The organism is Clostridium putrefaciens, from assembly GCF_900461105.1.
Lineage (GTDB): Bacteria > Bacillota > Clostridia > Clostridiales > Clostridiaceae > Clostridium_L > Clostridium_L putrefaciens.
In genome coordinates this window covers 2,330,664-2,354,263 of sequence record NZ_UFWZ01000001.1, presented here as the reverse complement: position 1 = coordinate 2,354,263, position 23,600 = coordinate 2,330,664, and the positions used below count along the sequence as shown (strand labels likewise).

Below are 23,600 nucleotides of genomic sequence, written 5' to 3'. Positions count from 1 at the left end.
CTTTCAATAACCAAATTACTGAAAGCCTTTTTGCTATTACGTTTTTATTCGTTGTCTTTATAGGATTCGGAATACTTATGTAATAAGTTTTGTTTTACACCCCAAAGCTTTGTAGATAAGTCTACATAATAAGTATGAGGATTTTCGAATCTTAATACTTCAGGCCAAAGTTTTGAGGTTTCTTTTTTTGCATATTCTTTTATTTCAAGTACCGGTGGACTTTGGTATATAGATTCACCTTTATCAAATATCTTTACCATAAGGTCTTTTACATAATAGTTTTTTATTTTCTTCTTCTTCCATGTATAAACAGGGTTAAATATTTCAAGAGGCTTAGTTTCATCTATAACCTCATCATTTAAAGTTATTAAATCGACTATAGCTGTATGTGTTTTATTATCAAATACTCTGTAAATCTTTTTAAAACCCGGATTAGTTATTTTTTCTTCGTTTTCACTTATTTTAATTTTGGGTGTTATACTTCCATCATCTTCTTCTATGGCACATAACTTGTACACACCACCAAAGACTGGTTCGGATTTAGCCGTAATTAATCTTTCACCAACTCCAAAGCTATTTATTTTTGCTCCCTGTGATAGAACATCAGATATTATGTACTCATCTAGGGAATTAGAAATGATAATTCCACAGTCTTCATAACCAGCCTCATCTAACATTTTGCGGCATAGTTTTGTAAGGTAGGTAATATCACCACTATCGATTCTAATTGCAGAAGGTCTTAGCCCCTTTGGTTTAAGGATTTCATCAAAGACCTTTATAGCATTAGGTATACCAGACTTTATAACATTATAAGTATCTACAAGAAGAACACAACTTTCAGGATAGGTTTCTGCCCAGGCTTTAAATGAATCGTATTCAGTTTCAAATAACTGAATCCAACTGTGTGCCATGGTTCCAGCAGCTGGTATGTCAAAGATCTCGTCAGCTATAGTACACGCTGTAGAACTACAACCACCTATAACAGCAGCCCTTGCCCCATAAATAGCTCCGTCGTATCCTTGAGCCCTTCTAGAACCAAATTCCATAACAGGTCTATCACCAGCAGCCCTACATATTCTATTTGATTTAGTGGCTATAAGGGTTTGATGATTAATAGTAAGTAAGATCATAGTTTCAATAAATTGAGATTGGATGATGGGTCCTTTTACAGTTACTAAGGGTTCATTTGGGAAAACGGGATTTCCCTCGGGTACAGCCCAAACATCACAACAAAATTTAAAATCTTCAAGATATTTCAAGAAATCATCAGAAAACATATTTTTAGATTTTAAATAAGATATATCTTCCTTTGTAAATTCAAGGCTACTTAGATACTGAATTAGTTGGTCTACACCAGCCATTATGCAGTATCCACCACCATCAGGCACTTTTCTAAAAAACATGTCAAAATAGGCAATTTTATTTGCTACATTGCTATTTAAATAAGCGTTGCCCATGGTTAATTCATAAAAATCTACTAACATAGTAAGATTTCTATGATTATGAACGTCGAATTTTGTTATATTAGCCATATCAAATCTCCTTTTAAATTAAGCTTTTATATAATTATAACCTATATATATAATATAACAAATTTATATTATATAAATTAATATTTTATTTTAACAAATAATATTTATAAAGATATATAATAGTATAAATATAGATAGTAAAAGTGGACATAATGATTATTAACATTAATTTTATATAAGATTTAAGAAAGGAATGAAATGATGAGTTTTTCTTTAGATGAATATCAAAAAAATGCGGTTACAACAAAAGAGAAAAACCTTTTAATAATATCTGCACCAGGAAGTGGTAAAACTACTGTAATAGTGAATAGAGTTAATTATATTGTTAAAGAGTTAAATGTAAATCCTAATAATATTGTAGTTATAACATTTACAAGATCTGCGGCACAGAATATGAAGGAAAGATATTTAAATATGACAAAGGACATAAATGCACCCTTCTTTGGAACCTTCCATGGACTTTTCTACAAGATATGTAACAGGCATTATGGAAATATAAAGATTATAGAACAAAGAGATACCTATAGAATAATAAACAATGTACTTGTACAGTATTTAGATGAGATAGGTGAAGAAAAGGTAAGAGAGGTACTTAATGATATATCAATTTTAAAGAGTAGCTTTATAAAAATAGAAGATTTCAATCCTAGTATGGATAAGGAAATCTTTAGAAGTTGTTTTGAAGGTTATGAAAGCTATAAAAAAGAAAATGGCCTTTGGGATTTTGATGATATTCAAATAAATACAGCACAGCTTTTTGAAAAGGATGAAAAGATTTTAGACGGATATAGAAAACTTTTTAAATATATGTTAGTAGATGAATTTCAAGATTGTGATGATACTCAAATACATATACTTAAACTTTTAAATAAATATAATTCAATATTTGCAGTGGGTGATGAAGACCAATGTATATACTCATTTAGAGGATCTAAACCTGAATGTATGGTTGACTTTTCTAATACATTTAAAGGTGGAAGTAAGATATATTTATTATATAATTATAGAAGTACAGAAAACATAGTAGAAACAGCAAAGAATCTTATAGAATTTAATAAAATGAGAAATAATAAGGTTATAAAATCTTATAGAAAAGATAGAAAGCCTATATTTAACAAACAGGTTTTAGATGAAGCATTTCAAAGTAATGATATATCACAAAAGATAAACCTATATTTACAGATGGAAGATTGCAAGTATAAGGATAATGCTATTTTATATAGAACTAATCTTGAATCAAGGCCACTTATAGATACGTTTATAAGAAATAAGATTCCTTTTGTACTGCTAGACAAAGAATATAATTTTTTTGAACATTTTATATGTAAAGATATGATAGCTTACCTAAGACTTTCTATAGATCCTTTCAATAGACAGGATTTTTGTAGAATAATAAATAAACCTTTTAGATATATAAGTAAAGTGAATTTAGATAAGGTTAGAAATTATAAGTTTAAAGATGATTGCTTTTGTATATTGAAAGATATTGATGGGTTAGCTGCCTTTCAGGCAAGGGCTGTAGAGGATCTTCGAAAAGATGTATTATGGCTTAATAAATTGTCTTTAAGAAGTGCTATAGATTTTATTATTACGGATCTTGGATATATAAATTACCTTAGAGAGTACAGTGAAAAGTTTAAAATTAAACTATCTGATTTAGAGGATATGTTAGAGGAATTTAAAAATGCCTCTGAAGAATATAATAACATTATTTTATTTTTAGCTCACGTAGAAAATGTGAAGGAAGAGATAGAAGACAGTAAAAAGATTAAAAATAAAGATGCTGTTATAATGAGCACTATTCATGGGGTAAAAGGAATGGAATTTAAAAATGTATATATAATAAATTGCAATGATGACATAATACCACATGTTAATAGTAAAAAGGATAGTTTAGAAGAGGAACGTAGATTATTCTATGTTGCAATAACAAGGGCTATAGATAACTTGTTTATATATTCTACTGAATATATGAGGGGAAAGAAAAGAGATATATCGCCATTTATAAAAGAATGTAAGTTACAAGAAGAACGAATATCTATACCTTATAAAAAGGGAGATAAAATTTATCATAAGGCATTTAAAGAGGGAATTATAACTTCTGTACATGGATATGAGTTAGAAATAGAGTTTATAGATGGAGTTAAAAGAAGATTTGACTTTAAAGTTCTTTATATGAATAAGTTGATAACAAATTTAAATTAAATATACTAAAAAGATATATTGAGAATATAGGTTATTAGTTATATAAAAAAGCAATACGATTTTACATGGCTTTGTTGTATAATATATCTAAAAGATAAAGGTTGTTATTATAAGAGATTTTTAATAGGAAGGCGAAGTACAAAATGAAAAAAATGAATATAAATCCTAAAGATATAATATTTGCTTTAGATATAGGAACTAGATCTGTTATAGGATCAGTTGGAATAGTAGAAAATAAAAAGCTGAAAGTTATAGCTGAATATTATGTAGAGCATGAAGAAAGATCTATGGTAGATGGTCAGATTCATGATATAAACAAGGTATCTGAAGCAGTTGAAGCTGTTAAACTTAACTTAGAGGACAAGTTAGGCGTGAAGTTAAAAGAAGTGGCAATAGCTGCCGCTGGAAGATTTTTAAGAACTACAAAGGTAAAGGCTGATTTAGATATAAACGAGGATAAGGAAATAAGCAAAGAGTCTCTAAGAAAGCTTGAACTTACAGCGGTTAATAAAGCAGAAGATGAAACAAATAAATCTTCAAATGGTAAGCTTTATTGTGTTGGATATAGCATAGTGAATTATTATCTTAATGGATATGTGATTTCAAATCTTTTATCTCATAAGGGGAAAAATATAGGCGTTGAAGTTATCGCCACATTTTTGCCAAGAACGGTAATAGATAGCTTATATTCAGTGATGAATAGACTTAATTTAAAGGTTGTAAGCCTTACTTTAGAGCCTATTGCAGCAATAGAAGCAGCCATACCTAAAAACTTAAGATTATTAAATCTAGCATTGGTAGATATAGGAGCTGGTACCTCAGATATTGCAATAAGTAATAAAGATAGTATATCAGCATTTGGAATGGTTCAAATGGCAGGAGATGAAATAACAGAAGTTATATCACAGAACTTTCTAGTAGATTTTAATACAGCTGAAATCATAAAAAGGTCACTTTTAACTAACGAAGATATAACATATAAAGATGTGCTAGGTTTAGAAAACAAAGTTAAATCAGAGGCAATAATAAAGCTTATACTACCGGTTGTAGATAAGATAACTAATGCAATTGCTCATAAGATATTAGAGCTTAATGGAGATAAATCTCCAAGTGCTGTTTTTTTTGTAGGGGGGGGAGCTCATACTCCATATATTAGGGAAAAGCTTAGCGAAAAACTTAATTTACCTCTTGAAAGAACTGCTATAAAAGGAAGAGAAGCTGTTCTAGATTGTATATGTCTAGATAATTCCCTCGGTAGCATAGGGGTTACAGTACTTGGGATAGGTCTTATGGCAATAAAAAGTCTAGGTGAAAACTTTATAGATGTTTATCTAAATGGTGAGGTAATAAGCCTTTTTAATGTTCAAAATCATAAGGCTATCGATGCATTACTTCAAGCAGGTATAAATCCTAAGATGTTAATAGGACATAATGGTAAGAATATAAGATTTACGTTAAATGGTAGTACAAGATTAGCATTTGGTAGTCTTGGTAAAAATTCTACCATATTTATAAATGGAAAAGAGGGAAGTTTAGATTCCACAGTTAAAGAAGGGGACTCTATAGAAGTAAAGTTTGCATTGGATGGAAAGGATTCAGAACCTAATATAAAAGAGTATATAAAAGGAGTAGATTGTGTATCATTTTTTTATAATGACAAAATTGAAAATTTAGAGCCTAAATGTATGATTAATGGTAAAGAGAAAGATATAGATTCAATAATAAAAGATGAAGATTTTATTGAAATAATAAATATTGTAACACTAAAAGATTTCAAATATTATACACTAAAAGAAGAAGGTATATTTAGAAAAGATGGAAAAGTGCTTAAAGATGATTATATAATAAGAGAAGGAGACAGAATATACAAAGAGGCTAAATTAAATAATAACTTTGATAAAAAATTAAACGATGTATCAGTCAAAGACGGAAAGACAAAATATGTAGCAATAGAAATCAAAGTAAATATAAATGGAGATGAAATAGTTCTTAAAGGCAAAAATGAATATGTTTTTGTGGATATATTTAATTATATTAATTTTGATCTTACCATGTCAAAAGGCACAATAACTTTAGAACTTAATAAAAAAGAAGCTTCTTATTTAGATAAACTAGAAGATGGAGATATTATAAAGGTTTATTGGTCATAGGAAGATTAGTTGTAAAGGTTAGTTAAATACATCTATATATATTTAACTTTAAAGGATATATAAAGGAGAAATGACTTTGAAAGAAAAAATAGATTTTTTAAAAATGGCTGAAGAAATAAAAGAAGAATTAGTTTATATAAGAAGAGATATACACGAGAACCCTGAACTTGGATTCGAAGAATATAGAACATCAAAAAAGATAAAAGATATTTTAGATAAGGAAGGAATACCTTATAAGGCTGTAGCTGGAACAGGAATATCAGCGTTAATAAAGGGTGAAAAGTCAAGCTCTGATAAAGTTAAAACTATAGCTTTAAGAGGAGATATAGATGCTTTGCCTATAAAAGATGCTAAAGTTTGTTCTTATACATCTAAAATAGAGGGAAAAATGCATGCTTGTGGTCATGATGCCCATACTACTATATTATTAGGAGCAGCTAAAATTTTAAATAGTATGAAAAAAGAATTAAAGGGAAATATAGTACTATTATTTGAGCCAGCAGAAGAAACTGTAGGTGGTGCAAAATATATGATAAAAGAAGGGGTACTTGAAGAACCGTATGTAGATGCAATAATTGGACTTCATGTATCAGAAGCTATAGAGGCGGGGAAGATAGGCATTAAAAGAGATGTTTTTAATGCAGCATCTAATCCATTTACTATAAAGATAAAGGGGAAAGGCGGTCATGGAGCTCATCCTGAGGATACTATAGATCCAATATTAATAGCTAGTAATATAATAATGTCTTTGCAAAGTATAGTAAGTAGAGAATTATCGCCTGCATACCCATCCGTTATAACTATAGGTAGTATACATGGAGGTACAGCGGAAAACATAATACCAAAAGAAGTAGAAATTAAAGGTATAATAAGAACTATGACTAATGAACAAAGGGAATACGCAAAAAAAAGAGTTGCTGAAATATCAAAAGGTATAGCAGAATCTTTAAGAGGCAGGGTAGAAATAAAAATAGATGAAAGTTACCCTTGCCTTTATAATGATGATGAAATGGTGAAACTTTTAGAAAATACTGCGCCAAAAGTAATAGGCGAAGAAAATATTATAAAACTTAAACATCCTAGTATGGGAGTAGAAAGTTTTGCTTACTTTGCTATGGAAAGACCGTCAGTATTTTACTTTTTAGGCAGTGCTAATTTTGAAAAGGGAATAAACAATCCAGCTCATGGGGATCTATTTGATATAGATGAAAGTTGTTTACCAATAGGGGTTGCACTTCAATGTAATATGGCTTATGAATATTTGACAAGATAATAATTAAGTATTAATCTAAAGTATAATTATAAAATAGCTGTGTTTATGATATAATATCGTGGCACAGCTTTTAAAAATGGTTTAGGTATGTGCAGTTAGTTTGATAGGAGTGGTGTTATGAACGTAGAAATCGGAATAAATGAAGCAGGTCAAAGATTAGATAAATTTTTGAGGAAGTTATTAAAGGATGTGCCTTTAAGTGCTATATATAAGGTAATTAGAAAAGGTGACGTAAAAGTAAATGGGGTTAAAGGTAAAGAAAAGTATTCTTTAGTACAAGGCGATATAATTACAATAAGAAATATAGAAAGCAAAAAAGAAGAGGGATTAAAGTTCCAAAATGCAAAAGCTGATTTTAAATCAGTCTATGAAGATGCAAACATGCTTTTATTAGAAAAGTGGCCAGGAGTATTAGTTCACTCTGATAAGAAAAAGGGAGAACCAACACTTACAGATTACGTACTTACTTATTTATATGAAAAAGGTGATTACGTACCAGAAAGAGAATTGACATTTACACCGGCTTCTTGTAATAGACTAGATAGAAATACTTCTGGAATAGTGATATTTGGAAAGAATTTTGATTCTCTTAAGGCTCTAAATGAAATGATAAGAGAAAGAAAAATAAAAAAGTATTACTGTGCCTTAGTTAAGGGAAGAATAAGAGATGGTGTATATGAAGCTTATATATCTAAAAATGGTGAAGAAAACAGATCTGAAGTATTTAAAGACATGAGACCTGACACTAAAAGAATAGCAATGGAAGTTAAGACAATACAAAGCAATGGAGGATTTTCATTTATAGAAATAGAACTTTTAACAGGAAGAAGTCACCAACTTAGGGCTCACTTATCATTTTTAGGTAACCCTATAATTGGAGATAGTAAATATGGAGATAAAACTTTAAATGCATACTTTGAAAACAAATTTGCACTTAACTTTCAATATTTATATGCCTACAAAGTTGTATTTAAAAATTGCCCAGAAAGCTTAAGTTATATGGAAAATAAAACCATAACTGAAGCACTTCCGCCTATATTTAAAAAGATTAAAAGTGATGTTTTTAAATTCTAATTAATAATATTATATATTTTATAAAAGGAGATAGTTATGAAGGAGCAATCCACAACTAAAGGATTTGCCGTATTATCTGTAGCAGGAATGATGGTAAAGATTTTATCTCTTTTATATGTGCCTTTACTATTGTCTATAATTGGTGATGAGGGATATGGAATATATGCAGCAGCTTATGATATATTTAGCCTTGTGTATGTTATGACAAGTTCAGGAATGCAAGTTGCTATATCAAAGCAAGTATCAGAACTTATAGCTCTTAATAATCCAAAAGATGCAATAAAGACATTTAAACTAGCTAGATTTATGCTAATGATTATGGGGTTTTTAGCAGCTATAATAGTATTGATATCTGCTAGTAGAATAGCTAACTCTACAGGGAACTCTAAATCTTATTATGCTATACTAGCATTAACACCTGCAATGGTAGTAACATCTATATTAGCGGCATATAGAGGATACTTCCAAGGCCTTAGTATAATGACGCCAACTGCTGTATCTCAAATTATAGAACAAATTACTAATATAATATTTAGTTTAGTATTTGCCTATATTATGATGAAACAAAGTGTAGATTTAGGCGCAGCAGGAGGAACTATCGGTACTGCTATAGGTGCATTAATAGCAGCATATTATCTTTCGAAAGTATATAAAAAGAGTAAAGATATGAAATTCAAATATAATGAAGAGTCAATAACTGTAAGAAGGCTATCTAATAAAACACTTTTAAAAAGATTGTTTAAATATGGATTTCCTATAACCTTAAGCTCAGGAATGCAATATTTAGGAGCTGTAATTGACCTTACTATAGTTAAAAGAAGGCTTGAAGTTGCGGGGATTTACCTTGTAAAAGATAGAAATATAAAATATTCTATATTGAGTAAATATAGAACATTATTATATGTACCTCTTACTATAATAGCAGCTCTTTCATCAGCTCTTTTACCAGCAATATCAAGAGCTATGGTTTTAAAAAATAAAAAAGAGGTTAAAGAAAAAATAGATTTTGCTCTTAAAATAAGTTATATTGTTTCAATTCCTTCAGCTGTAGGACTAGCAGTTTTAAGCAAAGAAATTTATAGATTAATAAAATACGGAGCAGGTTATGAAATAATGACTTATGGAGCTATCATAGTTGTATTTATGGCTATAGTTCAAATTCAAACTACAATTCTTCAAAGTATAAATAAACTATACATAGTAATTGTTTCTTTAGGTATAGGGATAGTTGCAAAACTTGTAGCTAATTATTATTTGGTTGCAATTCCAAGTTTAAATATAAATGGAGCAGTAATTGGAAGCTTATTATGCTTTTTAATACCTATGATAATTAATAATATAGCTTTAAATTCAGCTTTAAAAGTAAGAATAAGCCTTATAAAAGTAGCTATTAAACCAACAGCTGCTGCAGTACTAATGGCTATAGTTATAAAAGTATTAAACTTTAATTTTGGTGTTATATTAAAATTTGTTGGAGATACGTATATATTAAGCTCCATATTTACTATAATATCAATTGGAATAGGAATGATGGTTTATCTTTATGGATTGGTACTTACAGGTGGAATAACTAAAAAGGATATGGATGCATTACCAAATAAAATCACAAAGATATTACCAAGATTTATATCACATAGATTAAGGTAATAAAATATATACACTAAAAAATTAAAATTACACAAGTATATAAATATATATAAAAAATAGCTTGAATCTTTTTCAAGCTATTTTTTTATTATATTTTGTTTTTCTTTACAGTAAAAAGTATAGAAAGTAAAAAAGAAGAAAATCCTAAAGAAATCAATACAAAGTTTTTAAAAAACATTGATGAATTAGGGATTTGACTTTTTAATATGATAATACTAAAGTAGGATAAAATTGAAATAAGTAAATATATAAATATATTTGTTATAGAAATATTAATGTCATAGTGTTTTCGAATTTCTTTAAGATTTAAGAAAAGAGATATTATAGAAGTAATAATAATTGTTATACCATACCCAAATATATTTATACCTTTTATACCTGTTAGTATGTATAAGCTTATAAGTTCTATAACTGATATAAGCAAAGAGTTTCTAAGCATCACATTTTGCTTTCCAAGTCCATTTAATATTCCATAGGTAGTTGAATCACAATATAAAATTGGAGGACATAATGAAAGAAATTTTATATAAGAAGTAAGATCATCTCTCTTGAAAAACATCATACCTAAGTTTTCAGGTATTGAAATACATAATACAAGGGTGGAAAGACCTAATAAAAATGCAATTCGAAGAACCTCTATTATCCTACCTTCAATAAAATAAGAATCATTTTTATTTATACCTTGAGCTAAATCAGGTACTAGAACTGTTATTATAGACCCTATTACTACCATTGGGAAGAATACAATATTTAATGTCATTCCAGTAAACTTCCCTATAAGTGAAAGTGCTTCAGAATAATTAAAGCCTGAAACAATAAGCCTTCTTGGTAATATAAGAGTAGATAATGCACCAAGGGCTGTAGATACAAATGCATTTAAGCAAAGGGGAAGGGAAATAACAAGTACATTAAATAAAAGCTGCGTTCTAGATTCAGTATCTTTATTTGCATAAGACAGAGAATTAATGGACCTTTTATAATAAAAATAAAGAAGAATAAGGCTGATACATTCACCTAGACATAATGCTATATATGCAGCAGATACGGTTTGTGTTACATCTTTTAAATTGAAGAAGTTAATTATAAATACAATTATAAGTATCCGTATAAACTTTTCTAATATATCTATAAATGCAGGTATTTTTATAGAAGAGGTTCCATAAAAGTATCCTTTTAAAATATTAGAAATACCTATAAACATCATTGCGGGGCATGTAATTCTTATAGATAAAATAGTTCTTGGATCCTTTATCATCTTTTCGCCTAAAAATGGAGCAAAAAAGAAAACAAATATTACAACTAGGCATGCCCATAAAATATCAAATTTCATGGTTATATTTATAGTCTTTTTTAAATTTCCTATATCATTATTATATTTATATACTGCAGAAATTTTTGAAACAGCTGCTATTATTCCTCCACAGATAAGACATATAAAAAGATTGTATATTGGCATTACGAGACCGTATAAACCCATGCCTTCTGCGCCAAGTTCTCTTGAAAGTGTGATAGAAAATATAAATGCTAATATTCCAGTGGTGAGATTTGATAAAGTTAGTAAAAAGGTATCTCTATAAAACTTATCATTTATCATTTATCATTTATCCTTTATAATAATGCTAACCTTAATAATTATTCCTAAAGGTAAATATATATTCTATAATTAGCATTTATTAAACTGTAATAATATTATTAGAGTAGGGGAATATAAAAATGTATAATATATATTGAAGAAAGAATTAAAATATTGTATTATACTCTAATGGTAATGATTATTAATTGTGCACAAATATAAAATTATATTATAAAAAAAATCACAAATAAAAAGAAGGAATTAATTATGAATAAAAACAAATTTGAATTTACTTATGGAAAAGCATTGCATGGGGTTATGTTTGCAGTTAATCCATTCAAGAAACTAGTGTTAAAAACTCATTGTATCGTTCATAAGTTTATTAACATACAAGCTATACAAATATTAAATAATGACGGATATGTGGATGCAGGGGATTATTACAGAATCAATATAAAACCTCTAAATGAAGGCGTTGCTTGGGCTGATCAGGACTTTAAAAGTTCAAATCATTTTTATCACGTAACAAAGGGAAAAGGACTTTATGGATTCTCAGATGCACTAAGTGAAGCTAAAAAGTATCATAAGCTATCCTTAAGCTACTTAGGAAAAGGGGATATGAACAAAGCATTATTTTATTTAGGGGCAGCTTGCCACTTAGTTCAGGATACTACAGTACCTCATCATGTAAATAATAGACTTTTAAAAAAACACAGGAAGTTTGAACTTTGGATAATATCTAAGCTATTTAGTGACTATTCTTTTGCTGTAGAAAGTGGAATATTAAGGTTTAATGGTTTAGAAGAATATATAAAAAATAATGCAATAATTGCGGATGACACTTATAATAAGTTTCAAGTTGTTGAAGATAAAGAAGAAAGATATTTTAAAATAGCTTCTGTCATATTAAAACAAGCTCAAATAACTACAGCTGGCTTTTTGCTAGATTTTTATGAAGAGTATATAAAAGATAAAGAACTTTATAAGTAAGCTTCAATGTATTAGGAAGCGGATAATTACTGTAATAAAATATTGAATTTATAAATAATTCATCCATTATGTGGAAGAATTATTTTTTTTGTGTTAAATTAGTTATAATAGTAATAATTAAGAGGAGATGATACCGTGAAGAAAGGTTTAGAGCATATAATTGATTTAAAATCTTTTAAATTTGAAGGTAATGTATTAGATATAGGTGAAGAAAATTACGGTATAGTATATAATTTATTTAAAAGAAACGAAGAAGACAATAATACAGTAGATTATATAGAAGGAAACGAAAATAAAAAAGATATTGAAAAAGGATACTACAATAATGTAGTTCTGTTTTTTTATCTAAGTACTTTATGGGGAGAAAAGGATAGAGAAAAGGTGTTAAAGGATGCCTATGAGTTTTTAGATCCTAAGGGAGCCATACATATATGGGATATAAGTAAGTTTAATAATAAGATATTAAATGAAGATATAAAACTTCTTTTACCTAAAGAAGAAATAAAGAAGATAAAAGTTAAAGATTATAATATAATAAAAGACTATAGTAAAAAAGATGCTTTAAATTTACTAGAAAGATTTTTTGAAATAAAAGTAATACAAGATTGGAATGATATATATTATATATCTGCACAAAAGAGGGAGGACATAATTAATGAAGGTGCTGCTAGTAGGAATAAACTCAAAGTATATACACAGCAATTTAGCAATAAGGTATTTAAAGGCTTTCACAAAGGATTTAAATTTCCACTCTGATACAAAAGAATACACTATAAATGATAGGATTGAAAATATAGTACCAAGTATAATGGAAGAAAAAGCTGACATAATAGCTTTTTCAACATATATATGGAATCTTGAGTATGTAACTAAGATAAGTAAAATAATAAAATTAATTGATCCAAGTATAGAAATAATATATGGAGGGCCTGAGGTATCTTATGATGGTGAAGATTTCCTCATAAATAATTCTGGGGATTATGTAATAGAAGGAGAAGGAGAGGAAACCTTTAGAGAATTTATAAAAAGAAAGATGGGTATTATAGAAGAAAACAATATAAAAGGATTATATGAAAAGAAAAATGGGAATATTACTTATGGAGGCAAACGTCCTTTAATGGATATGAGTAAGTTGATTTTCCCCTATGAAGCGGATGAAGATCTAGAAAATAAAATAGTGTATTTTGAAGGATCTAGAGGGTGCCCATTTAATTGTAAATACTGTCTTTCATCAACAATACATGGTGTAAGATTTTTAGATACTGAAAGAGTAAAAGAAGAACTACAATTTTTAATAAAAAAGAATATAAAGCTTATTAAGTTTGTAGATAGAACGTTTAATTGTAATAGTAGATTTTCTATGGAAATATGGGAGTTTTTATCAAGTGTAAATACTACAGCAACTTTCCATTTTGAAATATCAGCAGATATATTAAAAAAGGAAGAAATTGAATTGTTAGCAAAGGCACCTAAAGGAAGATTTCAATTTGAAGTAGGAGTTCAAACAACTAATGATGAAGTCTTAAAGAATATTAATAGAAATGTAAACTTTAGTGATATAAAAGAAAAAATAGAAGAACTTCAAAGCATCAAAAATATAAAGCAACATCTAGACCTTATAGCAGGACTTCCAGGAGAAGATTATGAGTCTTTTAAACGATCGTTTAATGATGTATATTCTATAAAACCAGAAGAGGTTCAACTGGGATTTTTAAAACTATTAAAAGGAGCGCCTATGACAGAGGAGGCAGATAAATGGGGAATGGTTTACTCACCCTACCCTCCTTATGAAATATTAAAAACTGATATGATAAGTTACGAGAGAATGACAGAACTAAAGTCCTTAGAGGCTATGGTGGATAAGTATTACAATTCTCAAAAGTTTACAAATATAATTAATTATTTTGAAAAGAAGTTCGAGAATCCTTTTGAGTTTTTTAACGCATTAGCTATGTTTTATAAGGAAAAGGGATATTTTAAAAGAAATTTATCTAGTGTAGAATATTATAAGGTATTTATAGAATTTAATGAAGAGGTTATAAAATGCCATTATGAAGATGAGCTTTTATTAAAGGAAATAGTTAAGTTTGATTATATGAGCTTTAACAAAAAGAAATGGTTACCTATGTTTTTAAATAGAAGTATATCAAAAAAGGATGATAAAAAGTTAAAGGAATATATAAAGATAAATTATAATAGGGATAAAAATTATCATGGAGAAGCTTATGAAATTGATATAATTAAATACATAGCTTGTGGAGAATTCCATAAAAGCAAAAGTTATGTACTCTACGATGAAGAAGATTGGAATAAAATCAAGGATATTACAGAAGAGTTTAAAAGTAATTAACAATTATTTAATAAAATACATTATATATACAAAAAAATAAAAAAAGATTAGATTTATAAAAAAAATATTGTTTATAAAGTTGAAATATGAACAAAAGGTAGTATAATATTAAGTATATTGTAATTAATACTACATAAAGTATTAATTAATATAAATATAATAACTAAATATTCAATAAAAGGTGGTGAGACTTTGGCATTAAATGTACTTAAAGATATAAAAGAGGCTGAAGAAAAGGCTGAAAGTGAAGTAAAGGCTGCACAGCTTCAAAGTAAAGAGCTATTAAAAAATGCACAATTACAAGCACAAGGAATGCATGATGATATAATAAACAAAGCAAAAGAAGAAGCAAAGAGTATTATGAATCATGCTATAAAAGAAGGTGAAGATGAGTCAGTACCAATCCTTAAGGTTGGAAAAGAGCAAAAGAATCAAATACTAGATTCATCAAAAGATGTATTTGATCATGCTGTAAAAATAGTTATTGAGAGGATAGTGAGTGTAAGTGGCAATAGTTAAGATGAATAAATTTACTCTACTAGCCTTTGAATCACAAAAAAAACAGCTTTTAGAAGAATTACAACGCTTTGAGGGAGTGCAGTTTATTAATCTACAAGATCAAGAAACATTAGATAAACATCAAGAACTAAAAGGACTTAGAAAAGATGAACTTGGTGTAGACTTTAGTGAATATGAAAGCACCCTTTTAAAGATAAAGTTTTCTTTAGATTTTTTAAAGCCATATATGGAAAAGGAGTCAACTTTAAAATCATTTTTAAATGGAAAGAAGACTCTAAACTATAAGGACCTAGAAGAAAGTATAAAGACAAACAATTGGCAAGAGGTTTATGAAAATCTAAAAGAAAAAGAAAGAAAGCTAAATGCTTTAGGTAATGAAAGGACCAAATTAGAGACTGAAATTAGTACTTTATCATTATGGAAGAAATTTGATGCTCCTTTTATAGATCTGAAAAACTTAAAGTATGTGTCCACGTTTATTGGAACCTTTGCAACTCAGTATGAGTTAGACCTTATTAAGGAATTTAATGAAGTTTTAAAAAATGGCTACATAGAAATTGTTAATAAGGATGTACAAGATACTTATATGTATGCATTAGTTCCTAAAGAGGATGAAGATAAGGCTCGTGAGATATTAAAAAATTATGGTTTTAATTCTTTCGCTTTAGTACATGATAGTACACCTAAAATTCTTATAGATGATTATAGGGCAAAGGTTGTTGAACTAAACAAAGAAGAAGAAAATATAAAATTAGAACTCAAAAAGTTAAATTATGATTTCGAAAATTTGGAAGAAGCCTATGATTATTACAATAATATAGCATTAAGGCTTAAAACTTCAGAAAACTTCCTTAGGACAGAAAATATAGTAACCATTTATGGATGGAATATTGTAGATACTAATGAAGATCTAAAAGATAGTATTTCAAGAGCAATTGGAGAAGATTATTATCTTAATTTTAGTGAAGTCCTAAAAGAAGATATTGAAGATGTACCTATAAAGCTTAAAAATAATAAGTTCAGTGAAGCTTTTGAGAGTATAGTAGAGATGTATAGTCTACCTTTGTATAGTGAAATAGACCCTACGCCAATACTTTCAGTATTTTATTTCATATTCTTTGGAATGATGCTTTCTGATGGAGGATATGGATTAGTAATAGTAATAGCTGCACTACTCGGAATGAAGTTTTCTAAAGACAAAAGTAAGAAGAAGACATTTAAGTTCTTCCTTTTTGCTGGTATATCAACTATCGTGTGGGGAGCCGTATATGGAGGCTGGTTTGGTGATTTATTTACAGAATACTTTGGAATAAAGATTCCATTCTTATTAGACCCACCAAATAGCATAATAGAAATCTTTGCTTTATCATTAGGCTTTGGTATTATCCACATATTTATTGGACTTGGTATAAAAGCTTATATGTTAATAAGAGACCATAAGGTAAAAGATGCAATTTATGATGTTTTAAGTTGGTATGTAACAATAATAGGTTCTATAATGATGATAGCTGGAAGAGGTGGATCCATTGGTAAATGGATGCTAATAGGAGGCTTAATCACTTTACTTTTAACTCAAGGACGATCTGCTCCAACTCTTGGAGGTAAAATTGGAGGAGGAGTATATGGGGTTTACGGTATAACAGGTTATCTTGGAGATATAGTTTCATATTCACGTCTTCTTGCTTTAGGCCTTGCTACTGGATTTATAGCTAATGCATTAAATCTTATAGTAAGCTTATTTCCAAAACCTTTTATATATGTATTAGCTCCAATACTTTTTGTTGCATTGCATTTATTTAACTTACTTATAAATGCATTAGGATCATATGTTCATGCAGCAAGATTACAATACCTTGAATTCTTTAATAAGTTCTATGAAGGTGGGGGTAAAAAATTTACTCCGTATAAACTTTCAGAAGAATATATAAAAATCACAAAATAGATAGGGGAGGATTTTAACATGACATTCGTACAATTTTTAGTTGATAACAACGGAGGGCTAATCCTAGCATTATTAGGAGCTGCTCTTGCTACAGGTCTTGCAGGAATAGGTTCTGCAAAAGGTATAGGTATAGTAGGTGAGGCTGCTGCAGGTCTTATGACTGAGGAACCAGATAAATTTGGTAAGACATTTATACTTGTTGCATTACCAGGTACACAAGGACTATATGGTTTTGTTATAGCATTATTACTATTCACAAAGATAGGTATATTTGGAGGAGAAGCGCCATCATTAGATCTTGGTTTTAAATATTTAATGGCATCTCTACCAGTTGCACTTGCAGGATGGAAATCAGCTATTGCTCAAGGTAAGGTTGCTGCATCAGGAGTTCAGATATTAGCTAAAAGACCTAATGACGTAATGAAAGGTGTTATCTATGCTGTTATGGTTGAAACTTATGCAGTTTTAGGTTTCGTTGCATCATTATTCATGGTCTTATTTGTAAAATAGTTTGGAGTGATAAGGTATGTCTAATATTAACAATCTAGTAAACAAGATATTAGATGAGGCTAATACGAGAAAAGACGAAATCCTTAAATTGGCTCAGAAAGAAAAAGAAGATATAATAAATGCAAAAGTCCAAGAAGCTAAAGTTCTTGAAAAATCAATAGTTGAAAAGGCTAAATTAGAAAGTACTACAAGAAAAAGTAGAATAATTTCTAATGCTGAGCTTCAAGTTAGAAATGAAAAGCTAGAAGCAAAGCAAACTATGATTTCAAAGGTTTTAGATGAGGCTTTAAAGCAATTAGGAGATATGGATTCCACACAATATGTAAATTACATTAAGAATAAAATTATTTCTTTAGATATAAATGGTGATGAAAATCTTATAATTAATTCTAAAGATAAAAAGTTATTCTCAAATGAAGTTATAGAAGGAATCAATAAATCATTAATAGCTAAGGGCAAAAAAGGTAATATAAAGATAATTTCTGAGCAAAGAGATTTCGAAGGTGGCTTCATCTTAGAAAAAAATGGTATAGAAATCAACAATACTTTTGAAGCATTAATAAGTTCTATGAAAGATGAATTAGAATATGAAATAGCAAAAGTGTTGTTTAACTAAGGAGGGTAATAAATGGATTCAATGCTTTTTACCCAGGTAATACCCAGACTTAGGGTTCTAGAAACAAAACTTTTAGATAAATCAAAAATTGATAGAATGATAGACTCAAGTTCTAAAGAAGAAGCTTTAAAGGTTCTTCAAGAATCAGAGTATTCTACCCTAATGTCTAATACAAAAAGAGCTGAGGATTATGAAATTATATTAAGTGCTGAACTTAAAAGGGTTTATAAAATGCTATATGAAATGACACCAGTAAATAGTATTGTGGACATAATGAGCATAAGATATGATTATCATAATATTAAAGTTTTAATTAAAGGTAAAATATTAGAAAAAGATTTTTCTAATATGATTATACCTATAGGTACTGTAGATACTAATAAGCTTATATATGCATTAGATAATGAGTATTATAGAGATCTAAATCCTATAATGAGAAAAGCAATAGAAGAGGCTCTAGAAGATTTTAATACTTCAAAAGATCCACAAAAGATAGATATTATTTTAGATAAATATTTATTCATTCATCAGCTTTCTTTAAATGAGCAAATAAATGATAAATTTCTAGATAGGTATTTAAAATACCTTATTGACCTAACTAACATAAAAACTCTTTTAAGGGTTAAAAAACAAGAGAATACTAGAGATTTCTTAAATAGCTTAATTATAAAAGGTGGATATGTTGATAGAGATAAATTAAATTCTTTATATAATGATTCTGTAGAAAATATTCCGGGAAAGCTTGCGTTTACTGATTACTCAGGAATTTTAAAGCTTGGAATTGAAGATTATGTTAAAACAGGATCTATAAATTTATTCGAAAAGTTAAGCGAAGATTTTATAATGAATTATATGAAGAAGGCTAAATATATAACTTTTGGACTTGAACCTCTTATTGCATATATATATGCAAAGGAAACTGAAATTAAGCTTATTAGAATTATAATGGTTGGTAAATTAAATAACATTCAAAGTGAAGTTATTAGAGAAAGGCTGCGTGAAAATTATGTATAAAATAGGTGTTGTAGGAGACAAAGACTCCGTTTTAGCATTTAAATCTTTAGGCATAGAAGTTTTTCCAGTAGTAGAACCAGATGAAACTAGAAAAACTATAGATAGACTTGCTAGAGATAATTACGCGGTTATTTTTGTTACTGAAGCAGTAGCTAAAGATGTAACTGAAACTATTGAAAGATATAACAAAGAAATATTACCAGCTGTAATATTAATCCCAAATAATCAGGGGACATTAAATATAGGATTAAGTAAGATAAATGAAAATGTAGAAAAAGCAGTTGGTGTTAATATTTTATAGGAAGGTAGGTTGGTAACTTGAAAACCGGTAAGATTGTTAAAGTTTCAGGTCCTTTAGTAGTTGCTGAAGGATTAGAAGAAGCTAATATATATGACGTATGTAAAGTTGGAAAAAACCGCCTTATCGGTGAAATCATCGAGATGAGAGGCGATATGGCATCTATACAGGTTTATGAAGAAACCTCAGGAATAGGACCAGGAGACCCAGTTGAAACAACTGGAGAACCTTTGAGCGTAGAGCTTGGACCAGGCTTAATAGAGTCCATGTTTGATGGTATTCAAAGACCATTGAATGCATATCTTTTAGCTGCAAAAAGCAATTATTTAAAAAGAGGAGTAGAAGTACCTTCTTTAGATAGAGATAAAAAGTGGGATTTTAAGCCTAAGGTAAAGGTTGGAGATAAGGTTGTATCAGGTTCTACGCTAGGCGTAGTTCAAGAGACACCTGTTATTGAACATAAGATTATGGTTCCTTATGGAATAAAGGGAGTAGTTAAAGAAATTAAACAAGGAAAACATACTATAGTAGAAACTATATGTGTTTTAGATACAGATAAAGGTGAAGTAGCTTTAACTATGATGCAAAAATGGCCTGTTAGACGTGGGAGACCTTATGAAAGAAAATTAAACCCAGTAGAACCTATGATTACAGGACAAAGAGTTATAGATACATTTTTCCCAGTAGCTAAAGGAGGAACAGCGGCAGTACCAGGACCTTTTGGTGCAGGAAAGACAGTTGTTCAACATCAAATAGCTAAATGGGGAGATACTCAGGTTGTTGTATATGTTGGATGTGGAGAACGTGGAAATGAGATGACGGATGTTTTAAATGAGTTCCCAGAACTTAAAGACCCTAAAACAGGCCAGTCATTAATGAAAAGAACTGTTCTAATAGCAAATACATCTAATATGCCAGTTGCTGCTAGAGAAGCTTCAATATATACAGGAATTACTATCTCAGAGTATTTTAGAGATATGGGATATTCAGTTGCTATAATGGCTGACTCTACATCACGTTGGGCAGAAGCTCTAAGAGAAATGTCAGGAAGACTTGAAGAAATGCCTGGTGACGAAGGTTATCCTGCTTATTTAGGTTCAAGACTTGCTGAATTCTATGAAAGAGCTGGTAAGGTAGTATGCCTTGGTGGTGAGGGCGTAGAAGGAGCTGTTACAGCTATAGGCGCTATATCACCTCCAGGAGGAGACTTATCTGAGCCAGTAACACAGTCTACACTTAGAATAGTTAAATCATTCTGGGGACTAGATGCACAACTTGCTTATAGAAGGCATTTCCCATCTATTAACTGGATGGATTCTTATTCACTGTATGCAGATAAAGTAGGAGAGTGGATGGATAAAGAAGTTGCTTCAGACTGGGTAACTATAAGAACAGAAGCTATGGCTCTTCTTCAAGAAGAAGCTACTTTACAAGAGATAGTTAGATTAGTTGGTATAGATGCTTTATCTGAAAGAGATAGATTGAAACTTGAAGTTTCAAAGTCTTTAAGAGAAGACTACTTACAACAAAATGCGTTTAATGAAGTGGATACTTATTCATCATTAACAAAGCAATATAAGATGTTAAAGCTTGTATTACAATTTTATCATGAAGGTGAAAAGGCATTAGAAGCAGGCATTTATTTAAAAGAAATTTTAGATATAGAAGTAAGAGATAGAATAGCTAGAAGTAAGTATATACCTGAAACAGATATAAGTAAGATAGATGAAATATCAAAGGAACTTTCAAGCGTTATTGACAACTTGATAAGCAAGGGAGGTGTAGCTAATGCTTAAAGAATATAGAACAGTAACCGAGGTTGTCGGACCTCTTATGGTAGTTGAAGGTGTTGAAGGCGTAAAATTTGACGAGTTAGTTGAAATTGAAATGCACACTGGTGAGATGAGAAGAGGTAAGGTACTTGAGATCAATGGTAGCAAAGCTATGGTTCAGATATTTGAAGGATCATCAGGTATAAATCCTAAGGGGACTAAAGCTAAGTTTTTAGGCAAACCTCTTGACCTTGGTGTTTCAGAAGATATGCTTGGAAGAGTCTTTGATGGTATGGGTAGACCAAAGGACAATGGACCTAAAATAATACCAGAAAAAAGACTAGATATAAATGGAGAGCCTATAAATCCAGTAGCTAGAGATTTCCCTTCTGAATTTATTCAAACAGGAATATCTGCTATAGATGGACTTAATACACTTGTTAGAGGACAAAAGTTGCCAGTTTTCTCAGGATCAGGACTTCCTCATGCACAACTTGCTGCACAAATAGCAAGACAGGCAAAGGTTTTAGGATCTGATTCTAAGTTTGCGGTAGTTTTTGCAGCTATAGGAATAACCTTTGAAGAGGCAGAGTTCTTTGTAGAAGACTTCACTAAAACAGGATCAATTGATAGATCAGTATTATTTATGAATCTTGCAAATGACCCTGCAATAGAGAGAATAGCAACTCCAAGAATGGCTCTTACTTGTGCTGAATATTTAGCCTATGAAAAAGGTATGCATGTTCTTGTAATAATGACAGACATGACTAACTATGCGGAGGCTTTACGTGAAGTATCAGCAGCTAGAAAAGAAGTGCCGGGTAGAAGAGGATATCCAGGATACCTTTATACAGACCTTGCTAATCTTTATGAAAGAGCAGGAAGAGTAAGAGGTGCAGAAGGATCTATAACTCAAATACCAATACTTACTATGCCAGAAGATGATAAGACACATCCAATACCTGACCTTACAGGATATATAACTGAAGGACAAATAATTCTTGCAAGAGAATTATATAAAAAGGGTATAACACCACCTATAGACGTTTTACCATCTTTATCAAGACTTAAAGATAAGGGTATAGGTAAGGGGAAAACAAGAGAAGATCATGCAGATACAATGAATCAGTTATTCTCAGCTTATGCTCAAGGTAAACAATCTAAAGAGCTAGCTGCAATACTTGGAGAGTCTGCACTTTCTGATACAGATAAAAAGTATGCAAAATTTGCGGAAGCTTTTGAAAAAGAATATGTAGATCAAGGATTTACAACTAATAGGACTATAGAAGAAACCTTGGACCTTGGTTGGAAATTACTTAAAATACTTCCAAGAACGGAGCTTAAGAGAATAAGAGATGAATATCTTGAAAAATATCTGCCTTTAAGAAAGGAAGATTAATATGACAAGATTGAATGTTAACCCTACAAGAATGGAACTTAGTAAGCTTAAAAAGAGACTAGTAACTGCAACTAGAGGACATAAGCTATTAAAAGACAAACAAGATGAGCTTATGAGACAGTTTATAAATTTAATAAGATATAATAATGAGCTTAGAAAGTCTGTAGAAATAGAGCTTGAAGAAGCTTTAAAGAGTTTTGTTATGGCTAGAGGAGTTATGAGTTCTGAATTTTTAGAAGAAGCAATAGCCTACCCTAAAGAAAATATAAGTTTAGAGATAGGTAATAAAAATATAATGAGTGTTAATGTTCCAGTAATGAATTTTATAAGACAATTAAATGATGATGCTGGTAGTATATATCCTTATGGATTTGCGAATACTTCAGCAGAATTAGATGGAGCTATTGAAAAGTTATATAAAGTTCTTCCAAGACTTTTAGAACTAGCTGAAGTAGAAAAATCTACTCAACTTATGGCAGATGAAATTGAGAAGACAAGAAGAAGAGTTAACGCTCTTGAATATATGACTATACCTCAATTACAAGAGACAATTAAATATATTAGGATGAAGTTAGATGAGAATGAAAGAGGTGCTCTAACAAGACTTATGAAGGTTAAGAGCATGATAGAACAAAGAGGGTAATACTTTTAAATTCAAATCAATATCTTAATTAATTTACAAGACTTAAAGATACAAACTTAATATGATATAAAAATAAGAGGTTAAGGAGCTTTA

19 protein-coding genes are annotated in these 23,600 nt (G+C 29.6%); 17 read left to right on the top strand and 2 right to left on the bottom strand.

What is annotated here, in order from left to right; all coding sequences use genetic code 11:
• Positions 1-44: 44 nt before the first annotated feature.
• Positions 45-1,532, bottom strand: a complete 1,488-nt coding sequence (locus DY168_RS10565; protein ID WP_115641715.1) for a nicotinate phosphoribosyltransferase — start codon at positions 1,530-1,532, stop codon at positions 45-47.
• 198 nt (positions 1,533-1,730) lie between these two features.
• Here DY168_RS10565 and DY168_RS10560 point away from each other — a divergent pair, with 198 nt between their 5' ends.
• The 5 genes from DY168_RS10560 (at position 1,731) to DY168_RS10540 (ending at position 9,881) form a co-directional block, all read left to right on the top strand.
• Positions 1,731-3,737 (top strand): ATP-dependent helicase, encoded by a 2,007-nt coding sequence (locus DY168_RS10560; RefSeq protein ID WP_115641714.1) that lies wholly within the window; start codon positions 1,731-1,733, stop codon positions 3,735-3,737.
• Between the two features lie 143 nt (positions 3,738-3,880).
• Complete coding sequence (locus DY168_RS10555) at positions 3,881-5,887, top strand: cell division protein FtsA (protein WP_115641713.1); 2,007 nt, start codon at positions 3,881-3,883, stop codon at positions 5,885-5,887.
• Between the two features lie 103 nt (positions 5,888-5,990).
• Positions 5,991-7,160 (top strand): M20 metallopeptidase family protein, encoded by a 1,170-nt coding sequence (locus DY168_RS10550; protein WP_242984173.1) that lies wholly within the window; start codon positions 5,991-5,993, stop codon positions 7,158-7,160.
• 117 nt (positions 7,161-7,277) lie between these two features.
• Positions 7,278-8,234, top strand: coding sequence for a pseudouridine synthase (locus DY168_RS10545; RefSeq protein ID WP_115641711.1), 957 nt, complete (start codon positions 7,278-7,280; stop codon positions 8,232-8,234).
• Positions 8,235-8,270: 36 nt separating this feature from the next.
• Positions 8,271-9,881, top strand: coding sequence for a putative polysaccharide biosynthesis protein (locus DY168_RS10540; protein WP_115641710.1), 1,611 nt, complete (start codon positions 8,271-8,273; stop codon positions 9,879-9,881).
• Between the two features lie 88 nt (positions 9,882-9,969).
• Here the strand turns inward: DY168_RS10540 and spoVB are convergent, their stop codons facing one another.
• Positions 9,970-11,475: a stage V sporulation protein B gene (gene spoVB, locus DY168_RS10535; RefSeq protein ID WP_115641709.1), complete on the bottom strand. Its 1,506-nt coding sequence runs from the start codon at positions 11,473-11,475 to the stop codon at positions 9,970-9,972.
• A 246-nt stretch (positions 11,476-11,721) separates the two neighbouring features.
• On the opposite strand from spoVB, the gene DY168_RS10530 reads away from it, so the two are divergent.
• From DY168_RS10530 to DY168_RS10475, 12 genes are all read left to right on the top strand, one after another.
• Entirely contained in the window at positions 11,722-12,444 is a 723-nt protein-coding gene (locus tag DY168_RS10530; RefSeq protein WP_115641708.1) for a zinc dependent phospholipase C family protein, read from the top strand.
• Between the two features lie 135 nt (positions 12,445-12,579).
• Positions 12,580-13,200: a class I SAM-dependent methyltransferase gene (locus DY168_RS10525; protein ID WP_115641707.1), complete on the top strand. Its 621-nt coding sequence runs from the start codon at positions 12,580-12,582 to the stop codon at positions 13,198-13,200.
• A complete protein-coding gene (locus tag DY168_RS10520; RefSeq protein ID WP_115641706.1) occupies positions 13,100-14,794 on the top strand; it encodes a B12-binding domain-containing radical SAM protein in 1,695 nt (564 codons plus the stop codon). The genes DY168_RS10525 and DY168_RS10520 overlap by 101 nt, the downstream gene beginning before the upstream one ends.
• Positions 14,795-14,986: 192 nt before the next feature.
• A complete protein-coding gene (locus DY168_RS10515) occupies positions 14,987-15,313 on the top strand; it encodes an ATP synthase subunit B family protein (RefSeq protein ID WP_115641705.1) in 327 nt (108 codons plus the stop codon).
• Between the two features lies 1 nt (position 15,314).
• Positions 15,315-17,255 carry a V-type ATP synthase subunit I gene (locus tag DY168_RS10510; RefSeq protein WP_242984113.1) on the top strand — a complete coding sequence of 647 codons (1,941 nt, stop codon included), beginning with the start codon at positions 15,315-15,317 and terminating at the stop codon, positions 17,253-17,255.
• An 18-nt stretch (positions 17,256-17,273) separates the two neighbouring features.
• Positions 17,274-17,765 carry a V-type ATP synthase subunit K gene (locus tag DY168_RS10505; protein WP_104410150.1) on the top strand — a complete coding sequence of 164 codons (492 nt, stop codon included), beginning with the start codon at positions 17,274-17,276 and terminating at the stop codon, positions 17,763-17,765.
• A gap of 16 nt (positions 17,766-17,781) precedes the next feature.
• Positions 17,782-18,381, top strand: coding sequence for a V-type ATP synthase subunit E (locus DY168_RS10500; protein ID WP_115641703.1), 600 nt, complete (start codon positions 17,782-17,784; stop codon positions 18,379-18,381).
• 12 nt (positions 18,382-18,393) lie between these two features.
• Positions 18,394-19,395, top strand: coding sequence for a V-type ATP synthase subunit C (locus DY168_RS10495; protein WP_115641702.1), 1,002 nt, complete (start codon positions 18,394-18,396; stop codon positions 19,393-19,395).
• Positions 19,388-19,696, top strand: a complete 309-nt coding sequence (locus tag DY168_RS10490; RefSeq protein WP_115642479.1) for a V-type ATP synthase subunit F — start codon at positions 19,388-19,390, stop codon at positions 19,694-19,696. Before DY168_RS10495 ends, DY168_RS10490 begins: the two co-directional genes overlap by 8 nt.
• Positions 19,697-19,713: 17 nt before the next feature.
• The gene (locus DY168_RS10485; protein ID WP_115641701.1) at positions 19,714-21,489 is read left to right on the top strand and encodes a V-type ATP synthase subunit A; all 1,776 of its coding nucleotides are present in this window, start codon (positions 19,714-19,716) and stop codon (positions 21,487-21,489) included.
• Positions 21,482-22,864, top strand: a complete 1,383-nt coding sequence (locus DY168_RS10480; protein ID WP_115641700.1) for a V-type ATP synthase subunit B — start codon at positions 21,482-21,484, stop codon at positions 22,862-22,864. Before DY168_RS10485 ends, DY168_RS10480 begins: the two co-directional genes overlap by 8 nt.
• A 1-nt stretch (position 22,865) precedes the next feature.
• Positions 22,866-23,507: a V-type ATP synthase subunit D gene (locus DY168_RS10475; RefSeq protein WP_115641699.1), complete on the top strand. Its 642-nt coding sequence runs from the start codon at positions 22,866-22,868 to the stop codon at positions 23,505-23,507.
• Positions 23,508-23,600: the final 93 nt, after the last annotated feature.

Bases quoted from the DNA above. Each gene is read 5' to 3' on its own strand.
- DY168_RS10510 (WP_242984113.1), top strand. From the start codon at position 15,315: ATGAATAAATTTACTCTACTAGCCTTTGAATCACAAAAAAAACAGCTT.
- spoVB (WP_115641709.1), bottom strand. From the start codon at position 11,475: ATGATAAATGATAAGTTTTATAGAGATACCTTTTTACTAACTTTATCA.
- DY168_RS10500 (WP_115641703.1), top strand. From the start codon at position 17,782: ATGTCTAATATTAACAATCTAGTAAACAAGATATTAGATGAGGCTAAT.
- DY168_RS10505 (WP_104410150.1), top strand. From the start codon at position 17,274: ATGACATTCGTACAATTTTTAGTTGATAACAACGGAGGGCTAATCCTA.
- DY168_RS10480 (WP_115641700.1), top strand. From the start codon at position 21,482: ATGCTTAAAGAATATAGAACAGTAACCGAGGTTGTCGGACCTCTTATG.
- DY168_RS10550 (WP_242984173.1), top strand. From the start codon at position 5,991: ATGGCTGAAGAAATAAAAGAAGAATTAGTTTATATAAGAAGAGATATA.
- DY168_RS10540 (WP_115641710.1), top strand. From the start codon at position 8,271: ATGAAGGAGCAATCCACAACTAAAGGATTTGCCGTATTATCTGTAGCA.
- DY168_RS10560 (WP_115641714.1), top strand. From the start codon at position 1,731: ATGATGAGTTTTTCTTTAGATGAATATCAAAAAAATGCGGTTACAACA.
- DY168_RS10555 (WP_115641713.1), top strand. From the start codon at position 3,881: ATGAAAAAAATGAATATAAATCCTAAAGATATAATATTTGCTTTAGAT.
- DY168_RS10565 (WP_115641715.1), bottom strand. From the start codon at position 1,532: ATGGCTAATATAACAAAATTCGACGTTCATAATCATAGAAATCTTACT.
- DY168_RS10520 (WP_115641706.1), top strand. From the start codon at position 13,100: ATGAAGGTGCTGCTAGTAGGAATAAACTCAAAGTATATACACAGCAAT.
- DY168_RS10490 (WP_115642479.1), top strand. From the start codon at position 19,388: ATGTATAAAATAGGTGTTGTAGGAGACAAAGACTCCGTTTTAGCATTT.
- DY168_RS10475 (WP_115641699.1), top strand. From the start codon at position 22,866: ATGACAAGATTGAATGTTAACCCTACAAGAATGGAACTTAGTAAGCTT.
- DY168_RS10495 (WP_115641702.1), top strand. From the start codon at position 18,394: ATGGATTCAATGCTTTTTACCCAGGTAATACCCAGACTTAGGGTTCTA.
- DY168_RS10545 (WP_115641711.1), top strand. From the start codon at position 7,278: ATGAACGTAGAAATCGGAATAAATGAAGCAGGTCAAAGATTAGATAAA.
- DY168_RS10530 (WP_115641708.1), top strand. From the start codon at position 11,722: ATGAATAAAAACAAATTTGAATTTACTTATGGAAAAGCATTGCATGGG.